The sequence below is a fragment of the Kitasatospora viridis genome (genome assembly GCF_007829815.1).
Lineage (GTDB): Bacteria > Actinomycetota > Actinomycetes > Streptomycetales > Streptomycetaceae > Kitasatospora > Kitasatospora viridis.
The window spans coordinates 3,225,420-3,250,564 of the sequence record NZ_VIWT01000001.1; the positions used below are offsets into that span (position 1 = coordinate 3,225,420).

At 73.8% G+C, this 25,145-nt stretch carries 25 protein-coding genes; 11 read left to right on the plus strand and 14 right to left on the minus strand.

Annotated features, from left to right (window positions below):
* Positions 1-42 precede the first annotated feature (42 nt).
* A complete protein-coding gene (locus FHX73_RS14345) occupies positions 43-1,524 on the plus strand; it encodes a sensor histidine kinase (protein WP_246213526.1) in 1,482 nt (493 codons plus the stop codon).
* Positions 1,515-2,159 carry a response regulator transcription factor gene (locus tag FHX73_RS14350; RefSeq protein WP_145905379.1) on the plus strand — a complete coding sequence of 215 codons (645 nt, stop codon included), beginning with the start codon at positions 1,515-1,517 and terminating at the stop codon, positions 2,157-2,159. Before FHX73_RS14345 ends, FHX73_RS14350 begins: the two co-directional genes overlap by 10 nt.
* A gap of 33 nt (positions 2,160-2,192) precedes the next feature.
* Here the strand turns inward: FHX73_RS14350 and FHX73_RS14355 are convergent, their stop codons facing one another.
* Positions 2,193-3,104, minus strand: a complete 912-nt coding sequence (locus FHX73_RS14355) for a CPBP family intramembrane glutamic endopeptidase (RefSeq protein ID WP_211786197.1) — start codon at positions 3,102-3,104, stop codon at positions 2,193-2,195.
* A gap of 162 nt (positions 3,105-3,266) precedes the next feature.
* Here FHX73_RS14355 and FHX73_RS14360 point away from each other — a divergent pair, with 162 nt between their 5' ends.
* Together FHX73_RS14360 and FHX73_RS14365 are read left to right on the plus strand one after the other, a co-directional pair.
* A complete protein-coding gene (locus FHX73_RS14360) occupies positions 3,267-4,595 on the plus strand; it encodes a sensor histidine kinase (protein ID WP_145905380.1) in 1,329 nt (442 codons plus the stop codon).
* Positions 4,596-4,681: 86 nt separating this feature from the next.
* Positions 4,682-5,398 (plus strand): response regulator transcription factor, encoded by a 717-nt coding sequence (locus FHX73_RS14365; RefSeq protein ID WP_145905381.1) that lies wholly within the window; start codon positions 4,682-4,684, stop codon positions 5,396-5,398.
* On the opposite strand, the gene FHX73_RS14370 is transcribed toward FHX73_RS14365, so the two are convergent.
* Entirely contained in the window at positions 5,395-6,456 is a 1,062-nt protein-coding gene (locus FHX73_RS14370) for an EamA family transporter (protein WP_145905382.1), read from the minus strand. The two genes, FHX73_RS14365 and FHX73_RS14370, sit on opposite strands and share 4 nt — an antisense overlap.
* Positions 6,457-6,600: 144 nt before the next feature.
* Here FHX73_RS14370 and FHX73_RS14375 point away from each other — a divergent pair, with 144 nt between their 5' ends.
* Positions 6,601-7,230 carry a MarR family winged helix-turn-helix transcriptional regulator gene (locus FHX73_RS14375; protein ID WP_145905383.1) on the plus strand — a complete coding sequence of 210 codons (630 nt, stop codon included), beginning with the start codon at positions 6,601-6,603 and terminating at the stop codon, positions 7,228-7,230.
* Positions 7,231-7,289: 59 nt separating this feature from the next.
* Here the strand turns inward: FHX73_RS14375 and pdxR are convergent, their stop codons facing one another.
* Positions 7,290-8,786, minus strand: a complete 1,497-nt coding sequence (pdxR, locus tag FHX73_RS14380; RefSeq protein ID WP_145905384.1) for a MocR-like pyridoxine biosynthesis transcription factor PdxR — start codon at positions 8,784-8,786, stop codon at positions 7,290-7,292.
* 47 nt (positions 8,787-8,833) lie between these two features.
* Between pdxR and FHX73_RS14385 the strand changes: the two genes are divergently transcribed.
* Positions 8,834-9,337: a carboxymuconolactone decarboxylase family protein gene (locus FHX73_RS14385; RefSeq protein ID WP_145905385.1), complete on the plus strand. Its 504-nt coding sequence runs from the start codon at positions 8,834-8,836 to the stop codon at positions 9,335-9,337.
* Positions 9,338-9,352: 15 nt separating this feature from the next.
* On the opposite strand, the gene FHX73_RS14390 is transcribed toward FHX73_RS14385, so the two are convergent.
* Both FHX73_RS14390 and FHX73_RS14395 read right to left on the minus strand, forming a co-directional pair.
* The gene (locus tag FHX73_RS14390) at positions 9,353-9,895 is read right to left on the minus strand and encodes a nitroreductase family protein (RefSeq protein ID WP_246213527.1); all 543 of its coding nucleotides are present in this window, start codon (positions 9,893-9,895) and stop codon (positions 9,353-9,355) included.
* Positions 9,896-9,958: 63 nt separating this feature from the next.
* Positions 9,959-10,924, minus strand: a complete 966-nt coding sequence (locus FHX73_RS14395; protein ID WP_145905387.1) for a helix-turn-helix transcriptional regulator — start codon at positions 10,922-10,924, stop codon at positions 9,959-9,961.
* A gap of 160 nt (positions 10,925-11,084) precedes the next feature.
* On the opposite strand from FHX73_RS14395, the gene FHX73_RS14400 reads away from it, so the two are divergent.
* Positions 11,085-11,630 (plus strand): DinB family protein, encoded by a 546-nt coding sequence (locus FHX73_RS14400; RefSeq protein WP_145905388.1) that lies wholly within the window; start codon positions 11,085-11,087, stop codon positions 11,628-11,630.
* Positions 11,631-11,637: 7 nt separating this feature from the next.
* Here FHX73_RS14400 and FHX73_RS14405 read toward each other — a convergent pair whose 3' ends face one another.
* Complete coding sequence (locus FHX73_RS14405) at positions 11,638-11,997, minus strand: VOC family protein (protein ID WP_145905389.1); 360 nt, start codon at positions 11,995-11,997, stop codon at positions 11,638-11,640.
* A gap of 247 nt (positions 11,998-12,244) precedes the next feature.
* Here FHX73_RS14405 and FHX73_RS14410 point away from each other — a divergent pair, with 247 nt between their 5' ends.
* Entirely contained in the window at positions 12,245-13,084 is an 840-nt protein-coding gene (locus FHX73_RS14410) for a helix-turn-helix domain-containing protein (protein WP_145905390.1), read from the plus strand.
* Here FHX73_RS14410 and FHX73_RS14415 read toward each other — a convergent pair.
* Entirely contained in the window at positions 13,056-13,565 is a 510-nt protein-coding gene (locus FHX73_RS14415) for a hypothetical protein (RefSeq protein WP_145905391.1), read from the minus strand. The two genes, FHX73_RS14410 and FHX73_RS14415, sit on opposite strands and share 29 nt — an antisense overlap.
* A gap of 77 nt (positions 13,566-13,642) precedes the next feature.
* Positions 13,643-14,326: a TetR/AcrR family transcriptional regulator gene (locus FHX73_RS14420; protein WP_145905392.1), complete on the minus strand. Its 684-nt coding sequence runs from the start codon at positions 14,324-14,326 to the stop codon at positions 13,643-13,645.
* Between the two features lie 157 nt (positions 14,327-14,483).
* On the opposite strand from FHX73_RS14420, the gene FHX73_RS14425 reads away from it, so the two are divergent.
* Entirely contained in the window at positions 14,484-15,125 is a 642-nt protein-coding gene (locus FHX73_RS14425; RefSeq protein WP_145905393.1) for an NADPH-dependent FMN reductase, read from the plus strand.
* A gap of 77 nt (positions 15,126-15,202) precedes the next feature.
* Here FHX73_RS14425 and FHX73_RS14430 read toward each other — a convergent pair whose 3' ends face one another.
* Complete coding sequence (locus FHX73_RS14430) at positions 15,203-17,839, minus strand: ABC transporter permease (RefSeq protein ID WP_145905394.1); 2,637 nt, start codon at positions 17,837-17,839, stop codon at positions 15,203-15,205.
* Complete coding sequence (locus FHX73_RS14435) at positions 17,836-18,552, minus strand: ATP-binding cassette domain-containing protein (RefSeq protein WP_145908276.1); 717 nt, start codon at positions 18,550-18,552, stop codon at positions 17,836-17,838. The genes FHX73_RS14430 and FHX73_RS14435 overlap by 4 nt, the downstream gene beginning before the upstream one ends.
* Positions 18,553-18,746: 194 nt before the next feature.
* On the opposite strand from FHX73_RS14435, the gene FHX73_RS14440 reads away from it, so the two are divergent.
* A complete protein-coding gene (locus FHX73_RS14440; protein WP_145905395.1) occupies positions 18,747-19,355 on the plus strand; it encodes a response regulator transcription factor in 609 nt (202 codons plus the stop codon).
* A gap of 7 nt (positions 19,356-19,362) precedes the next feature.
* Here the strand turns inward: FHX73_RS14440 and FHX73_RS14445 are convergent, their stop codons facing one another.
* A complete protein-coding gene (locus FHX73_RS14445; protein WP_145905396.1) occupies positions 19,363-21,495 on the minus strand; it encodes a histidine kinase in 2,133 nt (710 codons plus the stop codon).
* Positions 21,496-21,570: 75 nt separating this feature from the next.
* On the minus strand, positions 21,571-22,053 hold the full coding sequence (locus tag FHX73_RS14450; protein WP_145905397.1) for a MarR family winged helix-turn-helix transcriptional regulator: 483 nt from the start codon (positions 22,051-22,053) through the stop codon (positions 21,571-21,573).
* Positions 22,054-22,144: 91 nt separating this feature from the next.
* On the opposite strand from FHX73_RS14450, the gene FHX73_RS14455 reads away from it, so the two are divergent.
* Positions 22,145-23,002, plus strand: coding sequence for an SDR family oxidoreductase (locus FHX73_RS14455; RefSeq protein WP_145905398.1), 858 nt, complete (start codon positions 22,145-22,147; stop codon positions 23,000-23,002).
* A 167-nt stretch (positions 23,003-23,169) separates the two neighbouring features.
* Here the strand turns inward: FHX73_RS14455 and FHX73_RS14460 are convergent, their stop codons facing one another.
* Positions 23,170-24,303, minus strand: coding sequence for a metallophosphoesterase (locus FHX73_RS14460; protein WP_246213528.1), 1,134 nt, complete (start codon positions 24,301-24,303; stop codon positions 23,170-23,172).
* A gap of 249 nt (positions 24,304-24,552) precedes the next feature.
* On the minus strand, positions 24,553-25,125 hold the full coding sequence (locus FHX73_RS14465; protein WP_145905399.1) for an SMI1/KNR4 family protein: 573 nt from the start codon (positions 25,123-25,125) through the stop codon (positions 24,553-24,555).
* Positions 25,126-25,145 lie beyond the last annotated feature (20 nt).

A 25,145-nucleotide genomic window follows, 5' to 3' on the forward strand; every position in this document is an offset into this window, starting at 1 on the left:
GCACGGCTGAGACCGGCCCCGAGTGGAGCAGAGGAGTGAACGGTGGTCATCAGGACGACGGCGAAGTCGGTGACGGCGAAGTCGCCGGCAACGCCCGGCGCTTGGTCGCGTGAGAGCGGACGTGCCGCGGTCAGCGGTCTCGCCCTCGGCGGTCTCGCCTTGGTCGGCGCGGTGGGCTTGGGGGCGCCGGCCGCGTTGGTGCTGGACAACGCCCTCCGGACCGGCGATCCCGGCCAGGACTCGTACCGGCTCTGGCTGCTGACACTGCTCACGCTGTTGCCGGCCATTGCGGTGGGGGTGCGTTGGTTGGCTGGGCGGCACACCTGGGCCTCCGGCTTCCTGGCAGTGGCACCGGCAGCCACCGGGGTGGCCGCGGTGCTGAGTTACGACAGCCGCCCGCCGGGTACCAACCACGGCATCATCTGGCTCGCCCTGCCGATGCTGCTCAACTCGCTGATCGTCGCCCGCTGGGTGGCCGAGTGCACCAGACGGGTCGCGGGCGACGTGCTGGGCGTGCCGATAGCGACGCCGTACCGGACGCCGGCGCACGGTGGGTCTGCATCGGGTGATCGGTCGGTGGCGGTCGATGGCTCGGCGGCCGGTCGTTGGCGGCGGATCCTCCGGTGGGCCGAGTGGTTGCTGAACGATCCGGCGACCTGGCGGGACGTGCTCTGGGCGGCGCTGAACGCCTGCGTCGGCTGGGGCGCGCTGCTGGCCCTGGCGTTCGCGGTGAACCACCTGCGAAGCCGGGTGTTCGGTCTGCGGGTCTGGCCGATCCTGCTCGTGGTGCTCGGAGCGGCGGCGCTCTGGTCCCGGTTCGGCTGGCCGCTCCTGCGGCGCTACGCCCGCTTCGCGGGGAAGGTCCTCGGGCCGACCAAGGGAGCCGAACTCTCCGTCCGGGTCACCCATCTGGCACGGAGCCGCGCCGACACGATCGACAGCGGTGCCGCCGAGATGCGCAGGATCGAGCGGGACCTGCATGACGGGGCCCAGGCCCGGCTGGTCGCGCTGGGTATGACGCTCACCGCCGCCGAGCAGCTCTTCGAAAGCAGTCCGGAAGCCGCCAGGGCGCTGCTGACCGAGGCCAAGGACTCCTCGGTCAGGGCCCTGTCCGAGCTGCGCAGTCTGGTCCGCGGCATCCATCCCCCGGTCCTCGCCGACCGAGGCCTGGCCGATGCGGTGTACGCGCTCGCTCTGGACCTGCCGCTGCGGATCTCCTTCAGCGGCGAACTGACGGAGCGTCCGCCGGCGCCGGTGGAGTCGGCCGCCTTCTTCGCCGTCAGCGAGTTGCTGGCCAACAGCACCAAGCACGCGGCCGCAACGGACGTGTGGATCGAGCTCGGCCATACTGACGGCATGCTGCGGATCGTGGTCACCGACAACGGCCGTGGCGGGGCGGATCCGGATCGGGGCACCGGTCTGCGCGGCGTCGAACGGCGGCTCGCGGCCTTCGACGGCGTTCTCGCCATCAGCAGTCCGACCGGAGGCCCCACCATCGCCACCCTGGAGATCCCATGCGGGTAGTCATCGCCGAGGACCTGTTCCTGCTCCGGGACGGGCTCACCCGACTGCTCCAGGCACACGGGCTTGAGGTCACCGCCGCGGTGGAGAGCGGAGCCGAGTTGCTCGCCGCCGTCACGGCGGACCCACCTGACGTCGTCCTGGTGGACGTCCGCCTTCCGCCCACCTTCACCGACGAGGGTCTGCGCGCCGCGCTGGAGGCCCGCCGCCTGGTTCCCGGGTTGCCGGTCCTCGTGCTCTCCCAGTACGTCGAGCAGCTCTACGCCCGGGAGTTGCTCGCCGGCTCCACCGGCAGCATCGGCTACCTGCTCAAGGACCGGGTGATGGACAGCGTGCAATTCGTCGAGGCGCTGCGGCGAGTGGCCGCCGGCGGCACCGCGATGGATCCCGAGGTGATCTCCCGGCTGCTCACCCACAACGAGGGCAACAGCGCGGTGACCGCGCTCAGTCCGAGGGAACGCGAGGTGCTCGGGCTGATGGCGGAGGGGCGGACCAACGCTGCCATCGCCCAGCGTTTGGTGATCACCGAGCGCGCGGTCGCCAAGCACACGGCGTCCATCTTCCTCCGGCTCGGCCTCCAGCCCTCCGACGACGACAACCGGAGGGTGCTGGCCGTGCTCGCCTACCTGAATCAGTGATGCGGCGTTGAATCCTGACCTGTACTCAGCAGCTCAGCCGCGCGCTGCCGAGTTGCTGCCGCTGCGGGCCGCCAGCTCTGGGGTGACCGGCTCGGCGTCCCGCGTCCGCGCGGATCGTGCTGTTCGCCGCCCGCGTAGTCCGAGCGCCGCACAGCACGCTGCCAGGGCCAGTGCCGGGACCGGGAGCAGGGTCAGCGCGACCTCGTCATAGTCGCTGCCCAGTAGGACGCCGAGCAGCACGGAGAGCACCAGGTTGTTCCCGGCGTGCGCGAGTGACGCCGGCCAGATGCTGCCGCTGCGGATCCGCAGCCAGGAGAGCAGGTACTCCTGGCAGAGGAAGGAGAGCGTCCAAGTACCCAACCCGGCGAACAGGTTGGCGAAGTGCAGGTAGCCGAGCAGGGCCAGCGGGTAGTGCCAGGTGGCCCAGATCAGCCCGGTTGCCAGCGTCGATAGCAGTGGCCTTCCCGGCAGTAGCCGTTGGCGCAGGTAGCCGGTCCAACCGAACTCCTCGCCCCAGTACAGCGGCGCCAGCACCAGTGCCGCCGCAGCAAGCAGCAGCGGCACTGCCCAGGGTGGCATCCAGGGTGTGATCGAGGCGAGTTGGCCGATGTCGGGCCGGTGCCCGAGGAGCGCCGCTAACCCCACGCCGCCGGCCGTGAGCAGCAACGGGCCGACCCATGCAGCCAGGTAGTACGGCCAGGCGGTGCGTAGCCGCAGGCTCAGGCCCGCGTCGCGGAACCCCTCCCCGGTGACCCAGAGCCGGACGACCACGGCGGCCAGCGCCGGCACCAGCGCGAACGGCAACTGCACGAGTGGGTTCACCAGGGAGAGCCGTAGTCCGAGCCGGGCCACCAGCATCCAACCCCAGGCACTGGTGAAGGTGAGCGCCAGAAAGGCCGCGACGCCTTGGCGTCGAAGCGCGGCGGACCTCGGAATTGCCGTCATCGAATTTACCATCAGCTGACTCCTGGTTGGATATCTCTCACTCAACTGTCGGGGTCCGATGGTGTAATTCGCGGTACTACGCCAGCATCGCAAAAAGGATGGATGTTCTTCTCCATCCTTTGGGGGAGGTGGTCGCTGACCTGCTCGGCAATACTGGCGGACATGGTGAGGGGAATCCGGCCGCTGGTGAGCGGCACTACGTATGCGGGTGCGCTGTTCGCCGTTCTGGGCGCGATGGCGAGTATCCCGGCCGCGATTGTCGCGATGGTTGCGGCACTGGCGGTCGTTCGATCCGCCGCGGAGCCGGTGCAGGCAGCGGTGGCGCTGCTGATCTGGGCGGCGCTGCTCGGGGTGGGCGGCCTGGCTCGCACCAGTCGGCGGGTGCTGGTGGGGGTGTCGCGCCGACTGCTCCGTCTCGACCTGCCCGATCCGGTGGGCGCGAACCCGGGGCAGACGTCCGAGTCGGCGTTCCAGGTGGACGGTGCGCCGTTGCCGTCGGTCCGCTTGCGGGGCGCCGACCGCTGGCGAACGCCGCTCTGGGTGCTCCTGCACGTCGCACTCGGCTGGGTGTTGGTCTCCCTCGGGAGCCTGCTGGTGCTGGCGGCGATCGTCCTGCCCGCCTGCTTCCTCGTCGGTGGCGTGAAGCTCGACTGGTTCGACCGGACGATCCAGGTGAGCGGCGGCTGGCAGGGGCTGTGGACGGTGCTGCCGGCGATGCTGCTGCTCCTGCTGACCGCTGGGCTCTGTGCGGCGGTGACCGCGGCGCTTCGGGCCCTGGCGCCTCGGTTGCTGGGCCCGTCCGCGGCCGAGCGGTTGGCGCTGGCGGCCGAGCGGGAGATGGTGCTGGCCGGCCGCAACCGGCTGGCCCAGGAGTTGCACGACTCGATCGGTCACACGCTGACCGCCGCGACCATCCAGGCGGCGGTGGCCGGCGAGGTGCTGGCCGAGGACCCGGTCTCCGCCCGGGCCGCGATGCGCAGCATCGAGGAGACCACCCGCGCCGCGCTGGAGGACTTGGACTACGTGCTCGGGGTGCTGCGCGAGGAGAACGCGGCGACGGCGCCCACCAGGAGCCTGGCGGACCTGCCCGAACTGCTGGACCGCTTGCGGCACGCGGGTGCGGTGGTCGAGCCGGAGCTGTCCGGGGAGCGGGAGTTGGCCCAGGTGCCGGGCACCCTCTCCCGCGCCGCCTACCGGATCCTCCAGGAGGGCCTGACCAACGCGCTGCGGCACGGCAATGGCGGGCTGATCCGGGTCCGCGTGCTGGCGGCGCCTGACGGGCTGGAGCTGAGCGTGGCCAATGAGAACGCTGCGGCGGCCCCGCCGGTCGCCGGTCGCGCCCCGTCCTCCGGCGGCTTCACCTCCTCCGGCCGTGGCTTGGCCGGGCTGGCCGAGCGGGTCCGGCTGCTGCACGGCGAGTTCGAAGCCGGCCCGGACGGGGCGCGGGGCTGGCGACTGGCAGTGCGACTGCCGAACCGGGTGTCGGCATGAGCACAACGCCGGAGAGGCCGGGCACGACGGAGAGGCCGGGCACGCCGGACGCGTCGGGCACGCTAACCGCGTCGCACGTGCCGGGCATGCCACACGCGTCGCACACGCCGGATCCGCCGTCGGCGCCCGGTCCGTCCGCCCCCGTCAGCCTGCTGATCGCCGACGACGACGAGGTGACCCGAAGCGGTCTGCGGACCCTGCTCGCCGCCCAACCCGGCCTCACCGTGGTCGGCGAGGCTGCCGACGGGGTGGAGGTGATCGACCGGGTCCGCGAACTGCGGCCGGACGTGGTGCTGATGGACGTGCGGATGCCCCGGCGCAACGGGATCGAGGCGACCAGGCTGTTGCTGGCCGAGTCGGGGCAGCCGCCGAAGGTCGTGGTGATCACCACCTTCGAGAACGACGACTACGTCACGGCCGCGCTGAGCGCCGGGGCCAGTGGCTTCGTGCTCAAGCGGCTGCCGGTCCGTCAGATCGCGGAGGCGGTGCGGGTGGTGGCGGAGGGCGAGGCGATCCTCTTCCCGCAGGCGCTGCGGCGGATGGTGGCCGCACGGCCGCTGCGCTCGGTCGAGGCGTTGCCGACGGCCGCGCTCACCGCTCGTGAGGAGGAGGTGCTGCGGCTGATGGCCACCGGTCTGTCCAACGCGGAGATCGCGGAGCGGCTGGTGGTGGGCCAGCAGACGGTGAAGACCCACGTGGGCAACGTGCTGATCAAGCTGGGCGCGCAGAACCGGACTCACGCGGTGGTCATCGCGTACGAGTCCGGTCTGGTGGTGCCGGGGTTCGGCGGTGCCAATGGCTAGGCGTTAATGCCCTCCCGCCGGGCGCCGTGGGCTGCGCGCACCAGGGGTGCCCGCTCTGCGGCTTGGCTCTCGACGGCCCCCTCCGGCGCCGTCGGTACTCCCGGCGCCTCGGGCGCGGTCTGCGCTGCCGATGACACTGCCGCCGCCTGGGCCGTCGCCGCCTTCGCCGCAGCCGACTTCCGGCCCGTTCCCTGGCCGGCCAGCATCGCGCCGAGCGCCAGCACGAGCCCGAGCACCTGCCAGGTGGTCAGCGTCTGGTGCAGCACGATGATCCCGCCCGCGGTCGCCACCAGCGGGTTGACCAGGCCCAGGAAGGAGGCAGGGCCGGCGCCGAGCCGTTCGATGCCGCGGAACCAGAGTGCGTAGGCGAGCGCGGTGCCGACCAGGCCGAGGTAGGCGAACCCGATCACGTTGTCCGTGGTGGGTGCGGGCGGCATGCCCTCGGAGATCGTCGCCACCGGCACCAGGAAGATCCCGCCGACCACCAGCTGCCAGGCCGTCAGGTCGAGCATGGTGGCGCCCTCCGGGCGGCCCCAGCGACGGGTCAGCACGGTGCCCATGGCCATCAGCACGATCGCGATCACCATCGCCACGAGCCCGGTCGGGTCGAGTCGGGCGCCCGACTTGAGCACCAGCAGCGCCACGCCGCCGGCGCCGACCAGTCCGGCCAGTACCGCGCGCAGGCTGGGCCGTACCTTGAGCACGCCGACCGAGAACCCGGTCACCAGCAGCGGCTGCAGCGCGCCGATGGTCGCCGCGACGCCGCCGGGGAGCCGGTAGGCGCCGATGAAGATCAGCGGGAAGAACAGTCCGATGTTGAGCATCCCCAGCACGATCGCCCGGCCCCACCAGCGGCCCTTGGGCAGCCGGCGGCCGAGCAGCAGGAGCAGCAGTCCCGCCGGAAGTGCCCGCATCACGGCGGCCAGCATCGGCCGGCCCTCGGGCAGCAACTGGGTGGTCACCAGGTAGGTGGTGCCCCAGGAAGCCGGGGCCAGCGCCGCGGCGGCGGCCACCCCGATCCGTCCGGTCCGACCGGTGTCCGCGCGTCCCCCACCCATGGTCCTGCCACCTCTCAGCGTTGACTATCTGAACGTTGAGATACTTTCTACGCCGCAGACCCCTTAACGTCAAGTATCTCAATGGTGAGATAATGAAGGCTGTTCGATCGCCTCGATAGATCGCCGAGCGTGAGGAGCCGCGACATGGCGAAGTCGGTCCACCAAGGCCAGCCGGAGCACCAGCCGGAGCAAGAGTCGAAGCACCAGCAGAACCAGTCGACCCATCAGGCCCATCCGACCCATCCCGGGCCCGGGGGCCAGTCTCCCCACCACCGCGACGCAGTGGACGACATCGTCGATCAGTGGCGGCGTGAGCGGCCCGAGCTGGACCCGACCCCGATGGCCCTGGTCGGCCGGATCAACCGGTTCCAGAACCACATCGCCGTCTCGCTGCGCGAGTTCTTCGCGCTGCACAACCTCGACTTCTCCGAGTTCGACGTGCTCGCCACGCTGCGTCGGTCCGGCGGGCCGTGCGAGCTGAGTGCCGGTGCGCTGCTGAAGAGCGCGATGGTCACCTCGGGGGCGATCACCAACCGGGTGGACCGGCTCTCCGCCAAGGGACTCGTCGAGCGCCGTCCCAGCCCGACCGATCGGCGCGCCGTACTGATCCGGCTGACCCCGGCGGGACGGTCCCTGGTGGACGGCATCCTGCAGGACCACATCGCGAACGAGGAGGACCTGATCGGCGCGCTGTCCGCCGAGGAGCGGGAGCAACTCGACGGCCTGCTGCGCAAGCTGCTCGCCGCCCGCGGGGACACCACGCTCTTCGGCTGACCAAGAGTCAGGCCTGTGCCCCTGTCCCCTGTACCCCCGAGCCCCCGAGCCCCCGAGCCTCAGGGCCCCGGCAGCACCGCGCACAGCGCCGCCAGCGCACCGCGCCAGGCGTGGTCCGCCGGCGCGGCGTAGCCGACCACCAGGCCGTCGGGGGTCGGCCCGACGGCGTCCGGGTGGCGGAAGGGGGCGAGCCCGTCGAGCGCCACCCCGTGCCAGGCGGCGGCCCGCAGGGTGGCCCGCTCGGTGCCGGGCGGCAGTCGCAACACGGCGTGCAGGCCGGCGGCGATCCCGGACACCGTGATGTGGGGCGCCTGTTCGGCCAGCGCGGCCACCAGCTGGTCGCGCCGCTCCCGGTAGCGCTGCCGCATCCGGCGCAGGTGGCGGTCGTAGGAGCCGGAGTCGAGGAACTCGGCCAGGGTCAGCTGGTCGATCACGCTGGTGTGCCCCTCGCGCTCGCCCTTGACCGCCAGCACCGGCTCCACCAGGTGTGCGGGCAGCACCAGCCACCCGATCCGCAGACCGGGTGAGAGGCTCTTGCTCACCGAGCCGAGGTGCACCACCCGCTCGGGCTCCAAGCCCTGGAGCGCGCCGACGGGTTGGCGGTCGTAGCGGAAATCGCCGTCGTAGTCGTCCTCCAGTACCACGGTGCCCCGGGAGCGGGCCCAGTCCACGGCGGCGAGCCGGCGCTCGGGGTGCAGCGGTCCGCCGGTCGGGAACTGGTGGGCCGGCGTCAGCAGCACCGCGCGGACATCGGTGAGCCGGGCCAACTCCGAGCTGAGTGCGCCGTGCTGGTCGACCGTCAGTGGGCGGGTCGGCACCCCGGCGTCGGCCAGCAGCTTGCGGTGGAACGGCAGCCCGTACTCCTCCACGGCGAGGGGGCCGCGCAGCACCCCGCCGCCGGGGCCGGCGTAGAGCATCCGCAGGCCGGTCGCGAAACCGGCGCAGACGACGATCCGGTCCGGATCGGTGCGCACGCCGCGGGCCCGCGCCAGGTACTCGGCCAGCGCCCGCCGCAGCTCGTAGCGCCCGCGCGGGTCGCCCGGGCCGAACGCCTCGGCCGGCGCGGCCTGCAGCGCCCGCCGGGTCGCCGCCGCCCAGGCGGTGCGGGGGAAGGACGAGGCGTCCGGCTGGCCCTGCAGCAGGGTGTGCACAGGTGCGCGACGCGGAACCTGCGGACGGGGCGGACGAGCGGGGGCGTGAACGGTGGCAGGAGCGGGCGCCCGGACGTCGGCCGGTGGCTGCACCCGTGGCGCGACCCGGGTGCCCGAGCCCTGACGCGCGGTCAGCCACCCCTCGGCCACCAGCTCGGCGTAGGCCTGGGCGACCGTGTTGCGGGCCAGCCCCAAGTCCGCCGCGAGCGACCGGTACGGCGGCAGCCGGCTGCCCGCGGCCAGCCGCCCGTCGCGCACGGCCTCGCGCAGCGCGCCGGTTAGCGCGTCCCGCCGGCTGCCAGTTGGCGCCAGCTCCAGGTACAGGTCGGCGCCGACCTCCCCACCGGGCTCGACCTCTCCACGGGGCTCGACAACCTCACCAGAATTGACCCAAGATTCGCCCATGGAATTGCACCCTATGCGAGGTCGATCTGCCCCCTAGCGTGGTGGTCATGACGAACACCACCGCCACCACCGCCCCCGCCCCCACCACTTCCGCCACCGCCCCCGAACCCCGGGTCCTCTTCGCCCAGCAGGCCCCGAAGGCGTTCAAGGCCCTGCTCGCCTTCGACGCCGCCGCCCGCGAGGGCCTGGACCCGGTGCTCGTCGAGCTGGTCCTGATCCGCGCCTCCCAGCTCAACGGCTGCGCCTACTGCCTGCACATGCACACCTCGGACGCCCGCAAGGCCGGCGAGTCCGACGAGCGCATGCACATGGTCGCGGTCTGGCACGAGGCCGCCCACTTCTTCACCCCCGCCGAGCAGGCCGCCCTCGCGCTGACCGAGGCGATCACCCGGATCTCCGGCAGCGTTCCGGACGAGGTCTACGCCCGGGCCGCCGCCGAGTTCGACGAGCCCACGCTGGCCCGGCTGATCGCCCTGATCTGCGCCATCAACACCTGGAACCGGGTCGCGCTGGCCACCGGCAAGGTCGCCGGGACCGACGAGCGGCGCTGACCCACGCCGGGCGCCTCAGCGCGACCCGCCCCAAGGATCCGACCGCAGCTCGGCCGTGCTGCGCCGGGCCCGGCCGGGTGACGGCTCGTCGGCTGCCCGGCCGACCGCGATCATCGAGACCACCGCCCAGCCGGGGTCGGGGCGCAGCTCGGCCGTCAGCCCGTCCAGGTCGAACGCGCGGAACTGGTGCGAGGCCAGCCCCAGGGCCTGCGCCTGCAGGGTCAGGTGGGCGACCGCCTGGCCCAGGTCGAAGTCGGCGAACTCCGAGTACTGCAGGTCGGAACCGTCCACCTCACGCCGGGTCAGCGTGACCACCAGCAGGCCGGCGTCCAGTGCCCAGCGGGCCGAACTGGGCGCCAGGTACGGAGCCACTCGCGCGTGTCCGGGTTCCCCGGGCCGCGCGGTCAGGAACCCCCACGGCTGGGAGTTCCCGGCGGAGGGGGCCCACCGGGCAGCCTCCAGCAGCAGTTCCACCTCGTGCTCGTCGACCGCTCGGGCGGGATCGAACTTGTACGGGCTGAACCGCCCGGCCAGCAGCGGATGCAGATCACCAGTCACACCGCCCCCAACGGCCCACCCCATCCCGCCATTCCAGCCCACCCCACCCCACCCCACCCGACGTCAACCGGCCGCCGAGCGGGCGAACCGCTCGGCCCACTCGGCGAGGTGGTCGCGCAGTGCGGGCGGCTCGATCACCCGGAACTCGGCGCCGAGCGCGCCGAGGGCCATGGCGGGCCAGTCCAGCGAGTCGGCGGTCATCCGCAGCCGGCAGCGTTCGGCGGTCACCTCCTCGACCGTGCCCCAGCGTCCGACCGCGGACCGCACGGTGGCGGCGGGGGCCTCGACCAGGGCCTCGACCTGGTAGGGGCGGGGCGCGGTGTTCGCGCCGTCCCGGACGAACTCGGCGTAGTCGGCGGCGGGCAGTTCGCGCGGTCGGAACCGGGTGCCGCCGGGCAGCGGCGCGCTCAGCCGGTCGAGCCGGAAGGTGCGCCAGGCCTGCCGGTCGAGGTCGTAGGCGACCAGGTACCAGCGCCGTCCGAGGCAGACCAGTCGGTGCGGCTCGACCAGCCGCGCGCTCTGCCGGCCGTCGGCGGCGCGGTAGCGGAACCGCAGGTGCTCGCTGTCCCGGCAGGCGAGTGCGACGGCGGTGAGCCCGTCGGGGTCGATCCCCGGTTCGGCGCCGGGCGCGTCCCAGGCCGCGGGCACGGTCATCGCCCGCAGTGCGTCCACCCGTCGGCGCAGCCGGGCGGGCATCACCTGGACCACCTTGGCCAGCACCCGCACCGAGGCCTCGGCGATGCCCTCCACGCCGCCGGCGGCGGCAGCCTGCAGGCCGACGGCGAGCGCGACCGCCTCCTCGTCGTCGATCACCAGCGGCGGCAGCGCGGCGCCGGCGGCCAGCTGGTAGCCGCCGTCCACGCCGCGCTGCGCCTCCACGGGGTAGCCGAGCTCGCGCAGCCGGTCGATGTCCCGGCGCAGGGTGCGGGCCGACACGTCGAGTCGCCCGGCCAGTTCTTCGCCGGGCCAGAAGCGGTGGGTCTGCAGCAGGGAGAGCAGGCGCAGGGTCCGGGTGCTGGTGTTCGCCATGTCCACCATTCTCCTCGGCATTGCGGTCAGGAACTGACCGCAATGGCCCGTAGCGTTGGACTCGTCCGAAAGAGCTCGAAGCGGCTCGAAGGAACTCGATGCAGCTCGAAGCGGCTCGCACGAGCGGGAACGCGAAAGAACGCGAAAGAAGGCGGAGACCATGACCGAGACCACCACCCCGGCCCAGAACACCCCCCTGACCGGCGAGCGCGCGGACCTGCTGACGGCGCTCGGCAAGCAGCGCCACTTCCTGCGCTTCACCACCCGTGACCTCGACGACGAGCAGGCCGGCCGCCGCACCACGGTCAGCGCGCTCTGCCTCGGCGGGCTGATCAAGCACGTCAGCTCGGTGGAGCGGCTCTGGGCGGAGTTCATCGTCACCGGGCCGGCGGCGATGCCCGACTTCAGCACCTTCACCGAGGCGGACTTCGCCCGCCGGGGCGACGAGTTCAAGCTGCTGCCCGGGGAGACGCTGGACGAGGTGCTGGCCGACTACGCGGAGGTGGCCCGCCGGACCGACGAGCTGGTCGCCACCCTGCCCGACCTGGACGCCGCCCACCCGCTGCCGAAGGCGCCCTGGTTCGAGGTCGGCGCGTCCTGGTCGGCCCGGCGGGTGCTGCTGCACATCGTCGCCGAGACGGCCCAGCACGCGGGCCACGCCGACATCATCCGCGAGGCCCTGGACGGTGCCCGCAGCATGGGGTGACGGTGCGTCAGCCCGCGCTGACGCAGAACGGGTGGCCCGCGGGGTCGGTGAGCACGGTCCACTGGCCCTCGCCCGGCTGGAGTTCGGCCCGGGAGGCGCCGAGGGCGAGCAGCTCCTCCACGGCGGCGGCCTGGTCGGCCACGGTGAAGTCGAGGTGGACGTGCGGGCCGTCCGCCGGCCACGCGGGGGCCCGGTAGCCGGCCACCCGGACGAAGCCGAGCCCGGCTCCGGAGCCGCCGCCGAGGGCGGCGAACTCCGGCTCGCTGGCGGTGAGTTCCCAGCCCGTGACGCGCTGGTAGAAGGCGGCGAGCGCGACCGGGTCGGCGCAGTCGAGGACGATGGAAGAGACGGAACCGATGGCGGTCATCTGCGGTGACTCCTGGACATCAGAGGGGACTGTGGAACGAGCCGCAGCACGAACTACGGCACGAGCTAAGGCACGTGCGGCTCGGGAACAGCCCCAAGCCTCCACCGGCCCACCACCCCCGGTCTTGAACATCCTTGCGCCGCCGGATCCACCCACGCCCCCACCCACGCCCCCACCCACGCCCCCACCCACGCCCCCGCCCACCCGCCCGGCCCCGCCTGTCGGACCCGCCGCCTACCCTCCACCCGTGCTCAGCAGCGTGCCCGTCGCCAGCCGACCCGCCTTCGAGATCAGCGCGGTGACCTGCCGCGCGCACCACGCCCGCTGGTCCGCGCCGGAGGCGCGGGACGACCACCGGGTGGTCCTGGTGCGCCGGGGCGGGTTCCGGCGCAGTGCGGCGGGGGTGGCCGCCGACCTGGACCGGACCCTCGGCTACCTGGCGGGTCCGGGCGAGGAGGAGAGCTTCGCGCACCCGGCCGGCGGCGACCTGTGCACGGCGGTCACCGTGACGCCGGAGCTGTGGCGGTCGCTGGCCGGCGACACGCCGGTGCCCGCCGCACGGACGCTCCCGGTGGACCCGCGCCTGGACCTGGCGCACCGTCGGCTGCTGCTGGCGGGCCGTTCGGGCGACGTCGACTTCGCGCTGGCCGAGGAGTTGGTGGGCCTGCTCACCACGGCCGTCACCCGCACCGTGGCCGGCCCGGTGCCGGCGGGCGGCGGCTCGGCGCTGCGGGACCGGCGGCTGGTCGCGGCGGCCCGCGAGGCGATCGTGGCCGATCACCCGGCGGCCGGCACGCTGCTCTCGCTGGCCGAACTGCTGGGGGTCTCGCCGTACCGGCTGAGCCGCGCCTTCCCGCGCGAACTCGGGGTCTCCGTGACGGGGTACCGGCACCGGGTGCGGATCGCGACGGCGTTGGACCGGTTGGAGGGCGGCGAGCCGAGCCTGGCCGCGCTCGCGGCCGAGCTCGGCTACGCCGACCAGGCCCACTTCACCCGGACGCTGCACCGCCACCTCGGCCACACCCCGAGCGCGGTGCGTCGGCTCCTGCGGCGGACGGTCAGCGGCGGCCGTGCGGCCAGCGCTTGAGCACGGCCGGCTCCGCACGTTCCCCGGTGGGCCAGACCAGCAGCCGGATCCGCTCCTCAGTGCCGGGCGCGCCGAACCCGTCCTCGCCGGGCTGGACGACGTTCGCCAGGTTGGCGCGCGCGGCGCGGACCCGCACGAAGCCCTCGGGGACGTCGAACTTCACGGCGTCCGGCAGGTAGTCGGTGGTGCCCAGCACGGCCAGCCGGCCGGTCGGCACCTCCAGGCTCGCCTCCACCACGTGGTCGTAGGCGTCGAGGGCCAGGTCCGGGTGGTCGTCGGCCGGTCGCTCGTCGAGCACCTCGACCGTCACGGCCACGTGCATATTGACCTGGGTGCCGATGCCGATGACCTGCTCCGAGACGGCGATCGCGTCGGCCACCGTCTCGCTGGTCCAGGCGCCCTCCAGGTCGTCGTCGGTCTCCTCGTCCATCACGGCGAACTGGAAGTAGTCCGCGAAGATCCGTAGTTCGGTTGCTGCCACGAGGTGCTCCAGGTGCTCTCTCGTCCGGGTCCGTCCGGATCTGGATATCACCTGGTCAGGACAGGCTTGACGGCGGGTCAGCGCCGGTAGGCGCGCAGGAAGGCGGCGACTCCGCCGGTGAGCAGCCGGTCGGTCTCGCCGGCGGGCAGCGGCAGCACGCCGTAGTGCGAGAGCAGGGTGACCTGATGAGTGGTCAGCGACATGAAGTGGGTGGCGGTCAGGGCGGGGTCGCCGTGCAGGTCGAGCAGGCCGGCCTCGGCGAGCCCGGTCATCGCCGCGGCGAGCGCCTGGCCGACCGGGCCGGGGCCGGCGTCCTTCCAGGCCTGGAGCACCTCGCCGGGCACGTGGTCGGCCTCGGCGTGGATGTGGCGGACGAGCGCGAAGTGGTCCGGGAAGTCGGTCATCAGGCCGGTGAAGGCGCGGGCCAGGGCGACCAGGTCGCGCTCCAGGTGTTCGGGGCGGGGCGGCCGCTCAGGGTCCAGCAGGGTGCTCATCCGGGCCAGTTGGGCGTCCCGCACGTCGCTGGAGGTCCAGCTGACGACGGTGCGGAAGAGCTCGGCCTTGCCGCCGGGGAAGTGGTTGTAGAGCGTCCGGGTGGAGACGCCGGCGGCTGCCGCGAGCGCGTCCACCGAGGCGCGCGCGTAGCCCTCGCGGCCGAAGACCGTGCAGGCGGCGCTCGCCATCGCGATCCGCTTCTCCAGCGTCCTGGACGGCACTTCGCGCCGCGATCGCTCCAGCCAGGCCTCGTTGGTGCTGCCCACGTGCGCCTCCCGATCCGATGAGTGCGGCGGCGGGGTGGCCGGCGGAGCACTCAGGCGAAGTACAACGACCGTTGCAATTTTTACAACGCTCGTTGTACTTTACCGGAGGAGCGGCCGCCGAAACGGCCGAATCGCCACTCGGAGGGGAAACCACGCCATGCCCGCCAACGCCACCACCAATGCCGCCGCCACCACCGGATCCGCCGAGCAGGACCGGCCGCTGCGCGTCGCCGTCATCGTCGCCAGCGTCCGCGAGGGCCGGCTCGGCCCCCGGGTGACCGAGTGGTTCCTGGAGACCGCCGCGAGCCAGGCGGGCATGGAGTACGACGTCATCGACCTCGCCGAGGTCGAGCTGCCGCTGGTGATGCCGGGCTGGGGTGCAGAGCCGAGCGCCGCCACCGCCGCCGTGCTGGCCGAGCTCACGCCGCGGCTCGCCGACGCCGACGCGTTCGTGGTGGTCACGCCCGAGTACAACCACAGCTTCCCGGCCGCGCTGAAGAACCTGGTCGACTGGTTCCGCGCGGAGTGGCAGGCCAAGCCGGTCGGCTTCGTCTCCTACGGCGGTCTGGGCGGCGGCCTGCGGGCGGTGGAGCAGCTCCGCCTGGTCTTCGCCGAGCTGCACGCCGTCACGATGCGCGACTCGGTCAGTCTGCACGCGCACTGGTCCGGCCTGACGGCGGAGGGCGTTCCGGCGGACACCGCCGTCTCCGAGGGGGCGGTCAAGGGCATGCTGGGCCAACTGGACTGGTGGGGCCGGGTGCTGCGGTCGGCGCGAGTGGCCACGCCGTACGCGGGCTGACGGGACGGCGCGGCCCACTGGCCGCCCCGCCCCGTCCTGTCCCGCCCCGCCCCGTACCGTCACCAACTTGCCGGGCCTCACCCCCGCCCGCGCGGCCCCCGCACCGCCGCCCGCGCCGGGAGCCAGGTGCCCACGGTGGCGAGCGCGGCCGCACCGGCCAGCACCAGGCCCAACTGGACCGGCGGCACCGCGATCCCGGCGGTGCCCCGGGTGATCCCGTCCGCGTAGCCGGTCAGCACCGCGAGGGCGATGCCGAGCCCGAGCAGGGTGGCGATCAGCACGGCGGCCGCGGTCTCCCAGCCGAGCATCCGCCGCACCTGCCGCCGGGTGGCCCCGACCAGCCGGAGCGCGGCGAACTCGGGCCGCCGGTCGGTGATGCTCATCGCCAGCGTGTTGAGCACGGCGATCGCGACGAAGGCGACGATCAGCCCGAGCATCACGTACCCGATCTCCGTGCTGGTGCTGCTCTGGGTGGCGCGCGCGGTGGCCCCGTCCAGCACGCCGAGCCCGGGGTCGGCCGCCAGCGCGGAGGCCAGCGCCCGGCGGGTGAGCCCGTCGCCGCGGACCAGCACCTCGTCGTCCAGCGGCACGTCCACGTGGGCGGCGACCAGGTCGTGGGGGAGCGTCAGGTCGCCGAAGCCGAGGCCCCGGGCGTACAGCGCGACCACGGTCAGCTCAGCGGGGGTGCCGTCCGGCAGGGTCAGCCGGACCCGCTGGCCGAGGTGGTAGCCCAGCCCGGTGGCGGCCGCCAGTGTGCCGTCGACCCTCGACGCGTCAGCGGAGGTCCCGTCAGCGGACACCCCATCAGCGGACACCCCGTCAGCGGATGCCCCACCAGCGGATGCCCCACCAGCGGGCGCCCCATCAGTGGGCGCCACGTCAGTCCCGGCACTCCCCGTCAGCGCCCCCAGGTCCCCGGCGGTCACCGCGAGGTCGAGCGTGTCGGACAGCCGCTGCGGCGTCACCGCCTGCACGCTGCGCTCGGTCAGCCCGTCCCGCACCTGGGTGTGCAGCACCCGGGTCACCGTCCGCACCCCGGGCACGGCCGCCAGCCGGGCGGCGGCGTCCGCGGGCACCCGCGGGCCGACCACGTAGTCGGCGAGGTCGCCCCGGTCCAGCTGCAACTGCGCGGCGTGGCTCACCGTGCTGCCGCTGAACAGGATCCCGCAGGCCATCGCGGTCAGCAGGGTCAGCGGGGTGATCACCGAGGCCAGCCGGTGCGCCCCGGCCCGCAGGTTCTGGGTGGCCAGGAACCCGCCCACCGGGGAGAGCCGCAGCGGCAGGCCGAGCACCGCGACGGCGCCGCGGACGGCCGGCGGCCCGAGCAGCGAGAGCGCGCTGCACCAGAGCAGGATCGCGGTGAAGCAGACCGGGGAGGACGCCGCGTCCGAGTGCAGCACGTTGAGCACCAGGGTCAACGTCACGGCCCCGGCGAGCACCAGCACGCCGAACAGCACCCGGCCCCAGGAGAGCCGCGGCGGCCGCACCTCGGCCTCGCCGAGCGCCTGCACCGGCCGGATCGCGGCGGCCCGCCGGGCCGAGATCCGGGCCGCGCCCCAGCCGGCCAGCAGGGTGGCCGCGGCGGCGATCAGCACCGGGAAGGGGGAGAGCACCACCGGCAGGTTCGCCGGGATCACGTCCAGCGCGACGAACCGGTCGTGCAGCCAACTCCCCAGCGGCAGCCCGGCGCAGGCGCCGAGCGAGCCTGCGAGGGCCCCCACCAGCAGCGCCTCGCCGCCGATCATCTTGCGGATCTGGCGGCCGGTCGCGGCCACCGCCCGCAGCACCGCGATCTCCCGCTGGCGCTGCTGGATCGAGAGCGCGAAGGTGCCGACCACCACCAGCAGGGCGACCAGCACGGAGGTGCCCGCCAGCACGGCGCCCGTGCTGATCAGCCGCACCGCGGCGTCGGCGGCGTCGGGGAACTCGGCCGGACCCCGGTCGGCACCGGTGCGCACCACGGCGCCCGGCACGGTGGGCGTGCTCCGCAGCAGGTCGCGGACCTGTGCCGGGAGCTGGGCTGCGGACTGCGCTGCGGACTGTGCCGAGGACTGCGCCGGGAAGACCCCGATGGCGCTGACCAGCCCGTCGTGGCCGGCCAGTTGGCGGGCCTGCACGGTGCCGAAGTACACCGCGCTCTGCGCAGTGAAGCCCTGGGCGGTGACGCCGACGACGTGCAGCGCCAGCGTGCCGCCGGCGGTCCTGGCCGGCACCGTCGCTCCCACCGCCAGGTGGGACCGGGCGGCGGTGCCCGCGTCCAGCACCACCTCGTCCGGCGCGGCCGGCGCCCGCCCGGCGGCCGGGGTCAGTCCGGCGAGCGGCGCGGACTCCCAGCCGTGGCCCCAGGATTCGCTGGTGCGGCCGCCGGGCAGCAGCACCGGGAAGGTCACCTCGGTGGTCACCGACCGCACCGAGGGCAGCGCGGCGATCCGGTCGGCGAGCGCGGCCGGCACCCAGGCGCGGTCGGCGATCGGCTTGTCCTTCACCTTGGTCTTGCCCTTGCCCTGCTTCTCCACCTCGTGGACGCTCTGGTCTCCGGTGACCAGCGCCGGCGCGGCGGCGTACCGCTCCGGCCGGACCTGGCCGAGGATCCCGGTGGTCAGCAGGGTGCCGCAGCCGCAGATCAGCGCGGCGGCGCAGAACAGTGCGACGAAGGCGCCGGCGAAGCCGCCCTTGCGGTGCCGCACGGTGGCGAGTGCGAGTCCCAGCATCATCGGTTCCACGCTCCCAGGTGGATCATCCGGTCGGCCACGGCGGCGGCGGTCGGGGCGTACATGGTGTCGGCGATCCGGCCGTCGGCGAGGAAGAGCACCTCGTCGGCGTAGGCGGCGGCGACCGGGTCGTGGGTGACCATCACGATGGTCTGGCCCAGCTCGTCCACCGTCTGCCGGAGCAGGGTGAGCACCTCGCGGGCCGTCAGGGTGTCCAGCGCGCCGGTGGGTTCGTCGGCGAAGAGCACCTCGGGATCGGAGATCAGCGCCCGGGCGATCGCCACCCGCTGCTGCTGGCCGCCGGAGAGCTGGCCCGGCCGGTGCTCGATCCGCTCGCCCAGGCCCACCCGGTGGATCAGCTCGGCGAGGCGCCCCAGGTCGGCGCGTCGGCCGGCCAGGCGCAGCGGCAGGGTGATGTTCTGCTCCACCGTCAGCGCCGGGACCAGGTTGAACGCCTGGAAGACGAACCCGGCGCGCTCGCGGCGCAGTTCGGTCAGCTTGCGCTCGCTCAGCCCGGACAGCTCCGTCCCGCCGAGCCGGACGGTGCCGGCGGTCGGCGTGTCCAGGCCGGCCGCGCAGTGCAGGAAGGTGCTCTTGCCCGAGCCGGACGGCCCCATCACGGCGGTGAAGCCGCCCTTGGGCAGCCGCACCGTCACCTCGCGCAGCGCGGCCACCGCACCCCGGCCCTTGCCGTAGACCTTGCTGACGGCTTCCAGACTGATCGCATCGGCCCTGCTGCTGGTCCGCTTCGCTTCGACCCTGTTGTTGCTCGCTCCGACCCCGCTGCTCTTCGCTTCGGCCCCGCTGCTCTTCGCTTCGCTCATGGCAACCAGCTTGCCGAGCAGCGCGGTTGACCGGCAGAGACGGCCTCACCCGCGACCCGTGAGCTCGTCATGGGTAGGGTCGTGACGTGATCAGACTCCTGCTGGCGGAGGACCAGCACGTGATGCGCAGCGCGCTCGCCGCGCTGCTGGCCCTGGAGCCCGACCTTGAGGTGGTGGCCGAGACCGGCACCGCCGACGAGGTGGTGCCGCGCGCGCTCGTCTACCGGCCGGACGTGGCGGTGCTCGACATCGAGATGCCGGGGGAGATGGACGGGTTGCAGGCCGCGGCCGAGCTGAAGGTGCGGCTGCCCGGTTGCCGGACCCTGATGCTCACCTCGAACGGCCGGCCCGGACTGCTCCGGCGAGCACTGGACGCCAAGGTGGACGGGTTCCTGCTGAAGACCGCGCCGGCCGAGGAGTTGCTCGCGGCGATCCGCCGGGTGGCCGCCGGCGGGCGCGTCCTCGACCGGGAACTGGCGGTCGCCGCCTGGGACTTGGCGGAGAATCCGCTGACCCCCCGGGAGAACGACGTGCTGCGGGTGCTGGCGGAGGGCGCCGAGCCGCCGGAGATCGCGACCCGGTTGCACCTCTCCACCGGGACGGTGCGCAACGTGCTGACGGCGGTGGTCGGCAAGCTGGCCGCGCGCAACCGCACCGACGCGGTGCGGATCGCCCGGGACGCCGGCTGGATCTGACGAGCCGTCAGAACAACTCGGAGGCAGGCTCCGGGGTCCGGCAACGGTCCAGCGGCAGGTCGGCGCGCAGCAGGTACCAGCCGTCCTCCGGCCCGGCGGTCAGGGTGCCGCCGAGCTGGGCGAGCCGCAGCGAGAGCCCGCCGATCCCGGAGCCGGGCGGGCGCACACCCTGCGGCACCCCGTCGTTCTCCACCTCCAGCCGCGCGCTCGCCCCGCGCACCGAGGTGGCGATCCGGGTGTGACGGGCCGCGCTGTGCCGCAGGATGTTGGTGACCGCCTCCCGCAGCACCACGCCCAGCACCGCCTGGGCCGCCGCCGGCAGCGGCTCGTCCTCGACCTCCACGGTGATCTCGCCGGCCTCCAACACCACGGTGGCCCAGGCGAGTTCGGTGTCGAAGCTGAGCTTGGGGCCGTCCCCGGCCAGCGCCCCCAGCTCGGCCGCCCCGCGCTCGGCCAGGGCCGCGATGTCGCGCAGTTCGGCGCCGCAGCGCCCGGGGTCGGCGCCGGCCAGCCGGGTGGCGAGCTCGGCCTTCAGCAGGATCGCGGCCAGCCCGTGGCCGAGCAGGTCGTGCAGGTCGCGGGCGGCCCGCAGGCGCTCGGCCAGCACCGCGGCCCGGGCCATCCCGGCCGCCGCCCGCTGGAGTTCGCGGACCAGCCGGATCAGCCGCAGCACCCCGTAGACCACCACGCAGGTGATCAACGCGTTGACGGCGGTGAGCAGCACCGCGCCCGGGCCGCCGCCGGTGACCACCCCGGCCGCCAGCGATACGCCGACCGCGACGGTCCAACCGGCCCGCAGCGGCAGCGCGATCAGCGCCGAGCCGGCCAGGATGCCGACCGCGCCGATCCAGTTGCGCCCGAACCAGGGCAGCGGCGTCAGCGCCAGGACCGCCGAGACCAGCAACGCGAGCCGGCCGTAGCGGGTGGCGTCCTGGATCGAGAACCGGACCTGGAGGGCGCACAGCACCAGCACGGCCGGCAGGCCGAGGCCGAGCAGCCCGGGCGGCAGGTAGAGCAGCGCCTTCGCGCAGAAGGCGCCCAGCAGGAACACGTAGAGGCCGAGCGCGGTGCGCAGTTCGGGCGGGTCGGCCACGGTCTCGACGGCCGGGGTGGCCGCGACCGCCGCCTCGACGGCGAACCGCCCGTCCGGCTCCAGCCCCGCCGTCAGCCGCCCGCCGACCGCGCGGACCCGGGCAGCGAGCCCGTCCAGCAGGTCGGCGCCGAGCGCGGCGGTCGGCACGCCGTCGCTGACCACCCGCAGTTCCACCTGGTCGGCCCGCTCGGCGGTGGTGATCTCGCACCGCCGGGCGTCCCCGACCCGGACCACCGAGGTGACCGCCTCGCGCAGCACCGTCGCCAGCACCGTGCCGGCCGGGCCGAGCGGTTCGCGGTGCCCGATCCGCAGCTCGGCGGCGATCCCGGCCGAGGCCAGCAGTGCCTCGGCGCTGGCCGCCTCGGGCGCGAGCGAGAGGCTGCGCAGCTCGGCGGCGGTGGCCCGGGTGCGGGTCAGCGTGCGGCGGGCCACCTCGGTCAACGCGCCCAGCACGGACGGGTCCGCGCCGCGGGCCAGCCGCTCGACCTCGGTCAGCCCGGCGGCCAGCTCGCCCTGCAGGCCGGCCGCGATCCGCAGCCGCTCGTCGGTCACCGCGTTGGCGGCCAGTGTGAGCCGGGCGCCGTGCACCCGGTTGGCCAGCAGCGCGAGGGTGGTGACGGCGAACAGCATCACGCCGCCGAGCGCGACGGTGAGGGTCATGTCCACGGTGTCGCGCACGCTGCCCGAGCGGACCGCCTCGATGGCCGGGGCGGCGGTGAACAGCGCGGCCAGCAGCCACCAGCGACGGCCGAGCAGCAGCGAGGCGGCGGGCAGGCAGAGCAGCCCGATCGACACCCCGAGCAGTCCGACCGCGACCCCGGCGAGCGCCAACTCGGCGACCAGCCAGGCCGACCGGGTCGGCCGCGGGCCCGGCCGCAGCCGCAGCGCCACCAGCCCGAGGCAGGCGGCCACCGCCGCCGCCCCCTCGACGGGGTGACCCGGTATCCGCCCCAGCCCCTTCACTACGTGCGCGGCGGCCAGCGCTCCGGCGACCGCGACCACCACCGCCCGCGACAGCCGGGTCGGGACCTGCGTGCTCTCCCCCATCCGGGCATGGTACGCGGGGCCGCGGCGGGACTTGATCACCAGTCAGCGGTCGACCGGGCCACCCCGGCCCGGTGCTCAGCCCTGGGCGCGACGGTCCTTCAGCCGACCCAGCGAGTCCACGTACTTGAGCATCAGCCGGGCGAACTCCAGCCGGTCGTCCTCGGCCCAGTCGGTGGTGATGTAGTCGAAGGCCTCGCGCTGGTGGCGCCGGAAGCGCGCCATCAGCTCGGCGCCCTCGGGGCTGAGCACCAGCACGGTCCGGCGGCCGTCCTGCTGGGAGGCGGCGCGGGTCAGGTACCCGGCCTTGATGTTGTCGCCGACCATCCGGCTGGCCACCGAGGGGTCGACGCCGAGCAGCTCGGCCACGGCGCCGACGGTGATCTCCTTCTCGGAGTCCCGGGTGTGCTCCTGGACGATGTTCAGGACCAGGGTGCGGCTCAGGTCCTTGGCCGAGACGGGGTTCGCCACCTCCAGCAACGAGGTGCGGCGCAGTTTGCCGAAGGCCGGGCCCACGGCGTCCAGCAGTTCCTCGGCCGTCTGCGGCTCGTGCTTCGTCATGCCCCCAGCATAGTGTGTTGACGCGAATTTATATGCATGTCAGCATGCATATGTCTTAGAGCATTGATTATCCAAACATCGGGGGACACCCATGACCGTTCTCATCACCGGCGCCCGCGGCCAGGTCGGCCGGGCCGTCCTGCGCCGGCTGCACGCCGTCGGCCTGCCCGTCCGCGCCGCCAGCGCCCACCCGGCCGACCTGACCGTGCCGGCCGGCGTCGAGACCGTCGAGCTCGCGCTCGACCGGCCGCAGACCCTGCCGGCCGCGCTCGACGGCGTGCGCCAGGTGTTCCTCTACCCGCAGCCCGAGGGCATCGAGGCCTTCACCGGGGCGGCACGGGCCGCCGGCGTCGAGCACGTCGTCCTGCTCTCCTCCGCCTCGGTGCTCGGCCCCGACGCCGAGACCGACCCGCTCGCCTCGCACAGCCTCCTGGTCGAGCGCGCCCTGCTCGCCGCCGGCCTGCCGAGCACCCTCCTGCGCCCCGACGCCTTCGCCAGCAACGCCCTCGGCTGGTGCCACGCCACGGTGCACCACCAGCCGATCCAACTCGCCTACCCGGACGCGCACATCGCGCCCATCCACCCCGAGGACATCGCCGACGTCGCCGTCGAGGCCCTCACCGGCACCACCCTGCGCGGGCGCGCACTCGCCCTCACCGGCGGCCAGTCCCTCACCTTCCGCGAGCAGATCGCCGTCCTCGCCGAGGTGCTCGGCCGCGAGATCCCGGTCGAGACGATCACCCGCGCGCAGGCCGAGCAGCAGCTGGGCCGGTTCATGCCCGCCGCGGCGGCCGGCTCCCTGCTCGCCCTGTGGGAGGCCGCCACCGCCGGCCCCGCCCCCATCGCCGACACCACCCGCACCCTGCTCGCCCGCCCGGAGCGCACCTTCCGGCAGTGGGCGACCGAGAACGCCACCGCCTTCGACGCGCACCGAGGAGCGTCCCGATGACACCGATCGGGTCCTCAACGTGGTCCGCGGCAACCCCGGCGCCCGCGGCAACCCCGGCGCCACCGACGCCGACGCCCGCACCGCCGTCACCGTCCTCGAACGCATGACCCGCAACCTCGAACCCCGCTGACCGGCCGTCACCCGAGCGGGCGCCCGACCCGCCTGCGTTACGCGCCGCCCGAGCGCAGTGTCAGCAGGGTGATCTCGCTCGGCGCGAAGACCCGGAAGGGCGGCCCCCAGAAACCGGTACCCCGGCTGGTGTAGAGCTGGGTCCGCTCCCCGTGCCGGCTCAGGCCGTGCACCACCGGCTGGTCGATCCGGACCAGGAAGTTGAACGGCCAGATCTGGCCGCCGTGGGTGTGCCCCGAGATCTGCAGGTCGATGCCGGCGGCCGCCGCCTGCGGAACGTACTTGGGCTGGTGGGCGACGAGCAGCACCGGCCGGTCCGGGTCCGCCCCCGCCAGCGCGCCGAGCAGGTCCGTGCGGTGCCCGGCCAGACCGGAGGACTCCGCGGTCACGTCGTCCACACCCGCCAGCACCAGGGCGTCCCCGCCGCGCTCCACCACGACGTGGCGGTTGTGCAGCGGCTCCCAGCCCAGGTCCGCCATGCGGTCCAACCAGCCCTGCGCCTCCCCGCCGTACTCGTGGTTCCCCGTGACGTACACCTTGGCCAGCCGCGACCGGATCGTCCCGAGCGGCGCGGACTGCTCCCGGCGCTGGGCCGGGGTGCCGTCGGCGATGTCCCCGGCGTGCACCACCACGTCCGCGTCCAGCGCGTTCACCGCCTCGGCGACCCGCGCCGACCAGCCCGCCCGGTCGATCGGCCCGTAGTGGGTGTCGGCCAGCACCACGACCCGGGTCCCGTCCAACCCACCGCCGAGCCGGGGCAGGTGGACGTCCAACCGCCGCACCCGGGGCACCCGCATCGCCTCGTAGTGCCCCCACCCCAGCAGCCCGGCGGCCACCGCGGCCACGGCCACCGCCACCACCCTGGCCCGATCGGCACCGCCGACCCCGAACCCGCCGAGCACCAGGTCCACCGCGCCGCCCAACACCGACCAGGTGAACAGCACCCACATGACCCCGAGACTGGTGTCCGCGACCCGCGCGGCCCGGTCGTCCCCCAGCCGGTGGCCCCGGACCATCAGGAACGGGAAGCACACCAGCCAACCGGCGAACACCACCGTCCCGCCCAGGAACACCGGGAACGGCCAGCCGGCACCCGCGCCGAACAACGTCCACCAAGGCGGCAGACACAGCACCACGAGCACCAGGACAACCACGGCCAACCGCCGCACCATCCGCCGCGGACGCCTGCCTCCACCCGCCCCTTCGGCCACGGCCGTGTCCGCCGCCGACCCGACGGATTCGCCACTCGTCACTGCGCCACCCCTCACGTCTGCTGCCCCCATCATCCCGCCCCACCCCACGCCAGCCGACGACGGGGCGGAACCACAGCCCGCGCGACCCCCTTCGCCGAGGTCTTCGAACACGAGGGCCGGCACCACCTCCACACCTGCCGTCGCCGCTGCGGGTGCTTGCCTGACGCCTCACCAGGCAGCCGCCTCGGCTCGGACTCGGGGCAACGCCCACGGCTCCAGTACGCCTGTGACGAAGTCGGCAAGGAACTGGACCGCCCCACCGGTGTAGTGCCACCAGACCGAGCTTCGCGAGGCGACAGTCACCGTCCACTCCTGCGGGTCAGCCGGATTGGTGCTCCACAGGAAGAAGTCCCCTTGGGGCGACCCAGCCCAGGGAAGCAGACCGCCTGGGGCGGGGAACGGGTGGAGCGGGACGGCCAGGTCAGCTTCCGCACACCACTCCGCGATGGTCTCAAGCTCTTCGAGCGTTCCTTCCACCCATCCGGTCTCCCTGCCCGGCCCTGGAGTACCGACGCCCAGGAAGTCGCCGATGACGAAGGACGGGTAGAGCTCGCAGAGGAGCTTGTAGTCGGCCGGCAGTGCGACGCCCAGCTCGGCCTCCAGTACAGGCCAGTCGATGGCCTGGCGGGCCGGAAGCCGCAGCGAGGTCATGCCCGGCACTGCGAGCTCCAAGGCCGCGATCGCCTCTGCGGGATCGGTCAGACGGTGGGCCGGTGTCTGGGTGCCGGCAAAGTAGTCCATCCGATCAGGGTGCCGAAGCG

What these genes read in the sequence shown, in the direction of transcription:
- FHX73_RS14350 (WP_145905379.1), top strand. Translation starts at nt 1,515, where the DNA reads ATGCGGGTAGTCATCGCCGAGGACCTGTTCCTGCTCCGGGACGGGCTC.
- FHX73_RS14355 (WP_211786197.1), bottom strand. Translation starts at nt 3,104, where the DNA reads ATGACGGCAATTCCGAGGTCCGCCGCGCTTCGACGCCAAGGCGTCGCG.
- FHX73_RS14360 (WP_145905380.1), top strand. Translation starts at nt 3,267, where the DNA reads ATGGTGAGGGGAATCCGGCCGCTGGTGAGCGGCACTACGTATGCGGGT.
- FHX73_RS14365 (WP_145905381.1), top strand. Translation starts at nt 4,682, where the DNA reads ATGCCACACGCGTCGCACACGCCGGATCCGCCGTCGGCGCCCGGTCCG.
- FHX73_RS14370 (WP_145905382.1), bottom strand. Translation starts at nt 6,456, where the DNA reads ATGGGTGGGGGACGCGCGGACACCGGTCGGACCGGACGGATCGGGGTG.
- FHX73_RS14375 (WP_145905383.1), top strand. Translation starts at nt 6,601, where the DNA reads ATGGCGAAGTCGGTCCACCAAGGCCAGCCGGAGCACCAGCCGGAGCAA.
- pdxR (WP_145905384.1), bottom strand. Translation starts at nt 8,786, where the DNA reads ATGGGCGAATCTTGGGTCAATTCTGGTGAGGTTGTCGAGCCCCGTGGA.
- FHX73_RS14385 (WP_145905385.1), top strand. Translation starts at nt 8,834, where the DNA reads ATGACGAACACCACCGCCACCACCGCCCCCGCCCCCACCACTTCCGCC.
- FHX73_RS14395 (WP_145905387.1), bottom strand. Translation starts at nt 10,924, where the DNA reads ATGGCGAACACCAGCACCCGGACCCTGCGCCTGCTCTCCCTGCTGCAG.
- FHX73_RS14400 (WP_145905388.1), top strand. Translation starts at nt 11,085, where the DNA reads ATGACCGAGACCACCACCCCGGCCCAGAACACCCCCCTGACCGGCGAG.
- FHX73_RS14405 (WP_145905389.1), bottom strand. Translation starts at nt 11,997, where the DNA reads ATGACCGCCATCGGTTCCGTCTCTTCCATCGTCCTCGACTGCGCCGAC.
- FHX73_RS14425 (WP_145905393.1), top strand. Translation starts at nt 14,484, where the DNA reads ATGCCCGCCAACGCCACCACCAATGCCGCCGCCACCACCGGATCCGCC.
- FHX73_RS14430 (WP_145905394.1), bottom strand. Translation starts at nt 17,839, where the DNA reads ATGATGCTGGGACTCGCACTCGCCACCGTGCGGCACCGCAAGGGCGGC.
- FHX73_RS14445 (WP_145905396.1), bottom strand. Translation starts at nt 21,495, where the DNA reads ATGGGGGAGAGCACGCAGGTCCCGACCCGGCTGTCGCGGGCGGTGGTG.
- FHX73_RS14450 (WP_145905397.1), bottom strand. Translation starts at nt 22,053, where the DNA reads ATGACGAAGCACGAGCCGCAGACGGCCGAGGAACTGCTGGACGCCGTG.
- FHX73_RS14455 (WP_145905398.1), top strand. Translation starts at nt 22,145, where the DNA reads ATGACCGTTCTCATCACCGGCGCCCGCGGCCAGGTCGGCCGGGCCGTC.
- FHX73_RS14460 (WP_246213528.1), bottom strand. Translation starts at nt 24,303, where the DNA reads ATGGTGCGGCGGTTGGCCGTGGTTGTCCTGGTGCTCGTGGTGCTGTGT.
- FHX73_RS14465 (WP_145905399.1), bottom strand. Translation starts at nt 25,125, where the DNA reads ATGGACTACTTTGCCGGCACCCAGACACCGGCCCACCGTCTGACCGAT.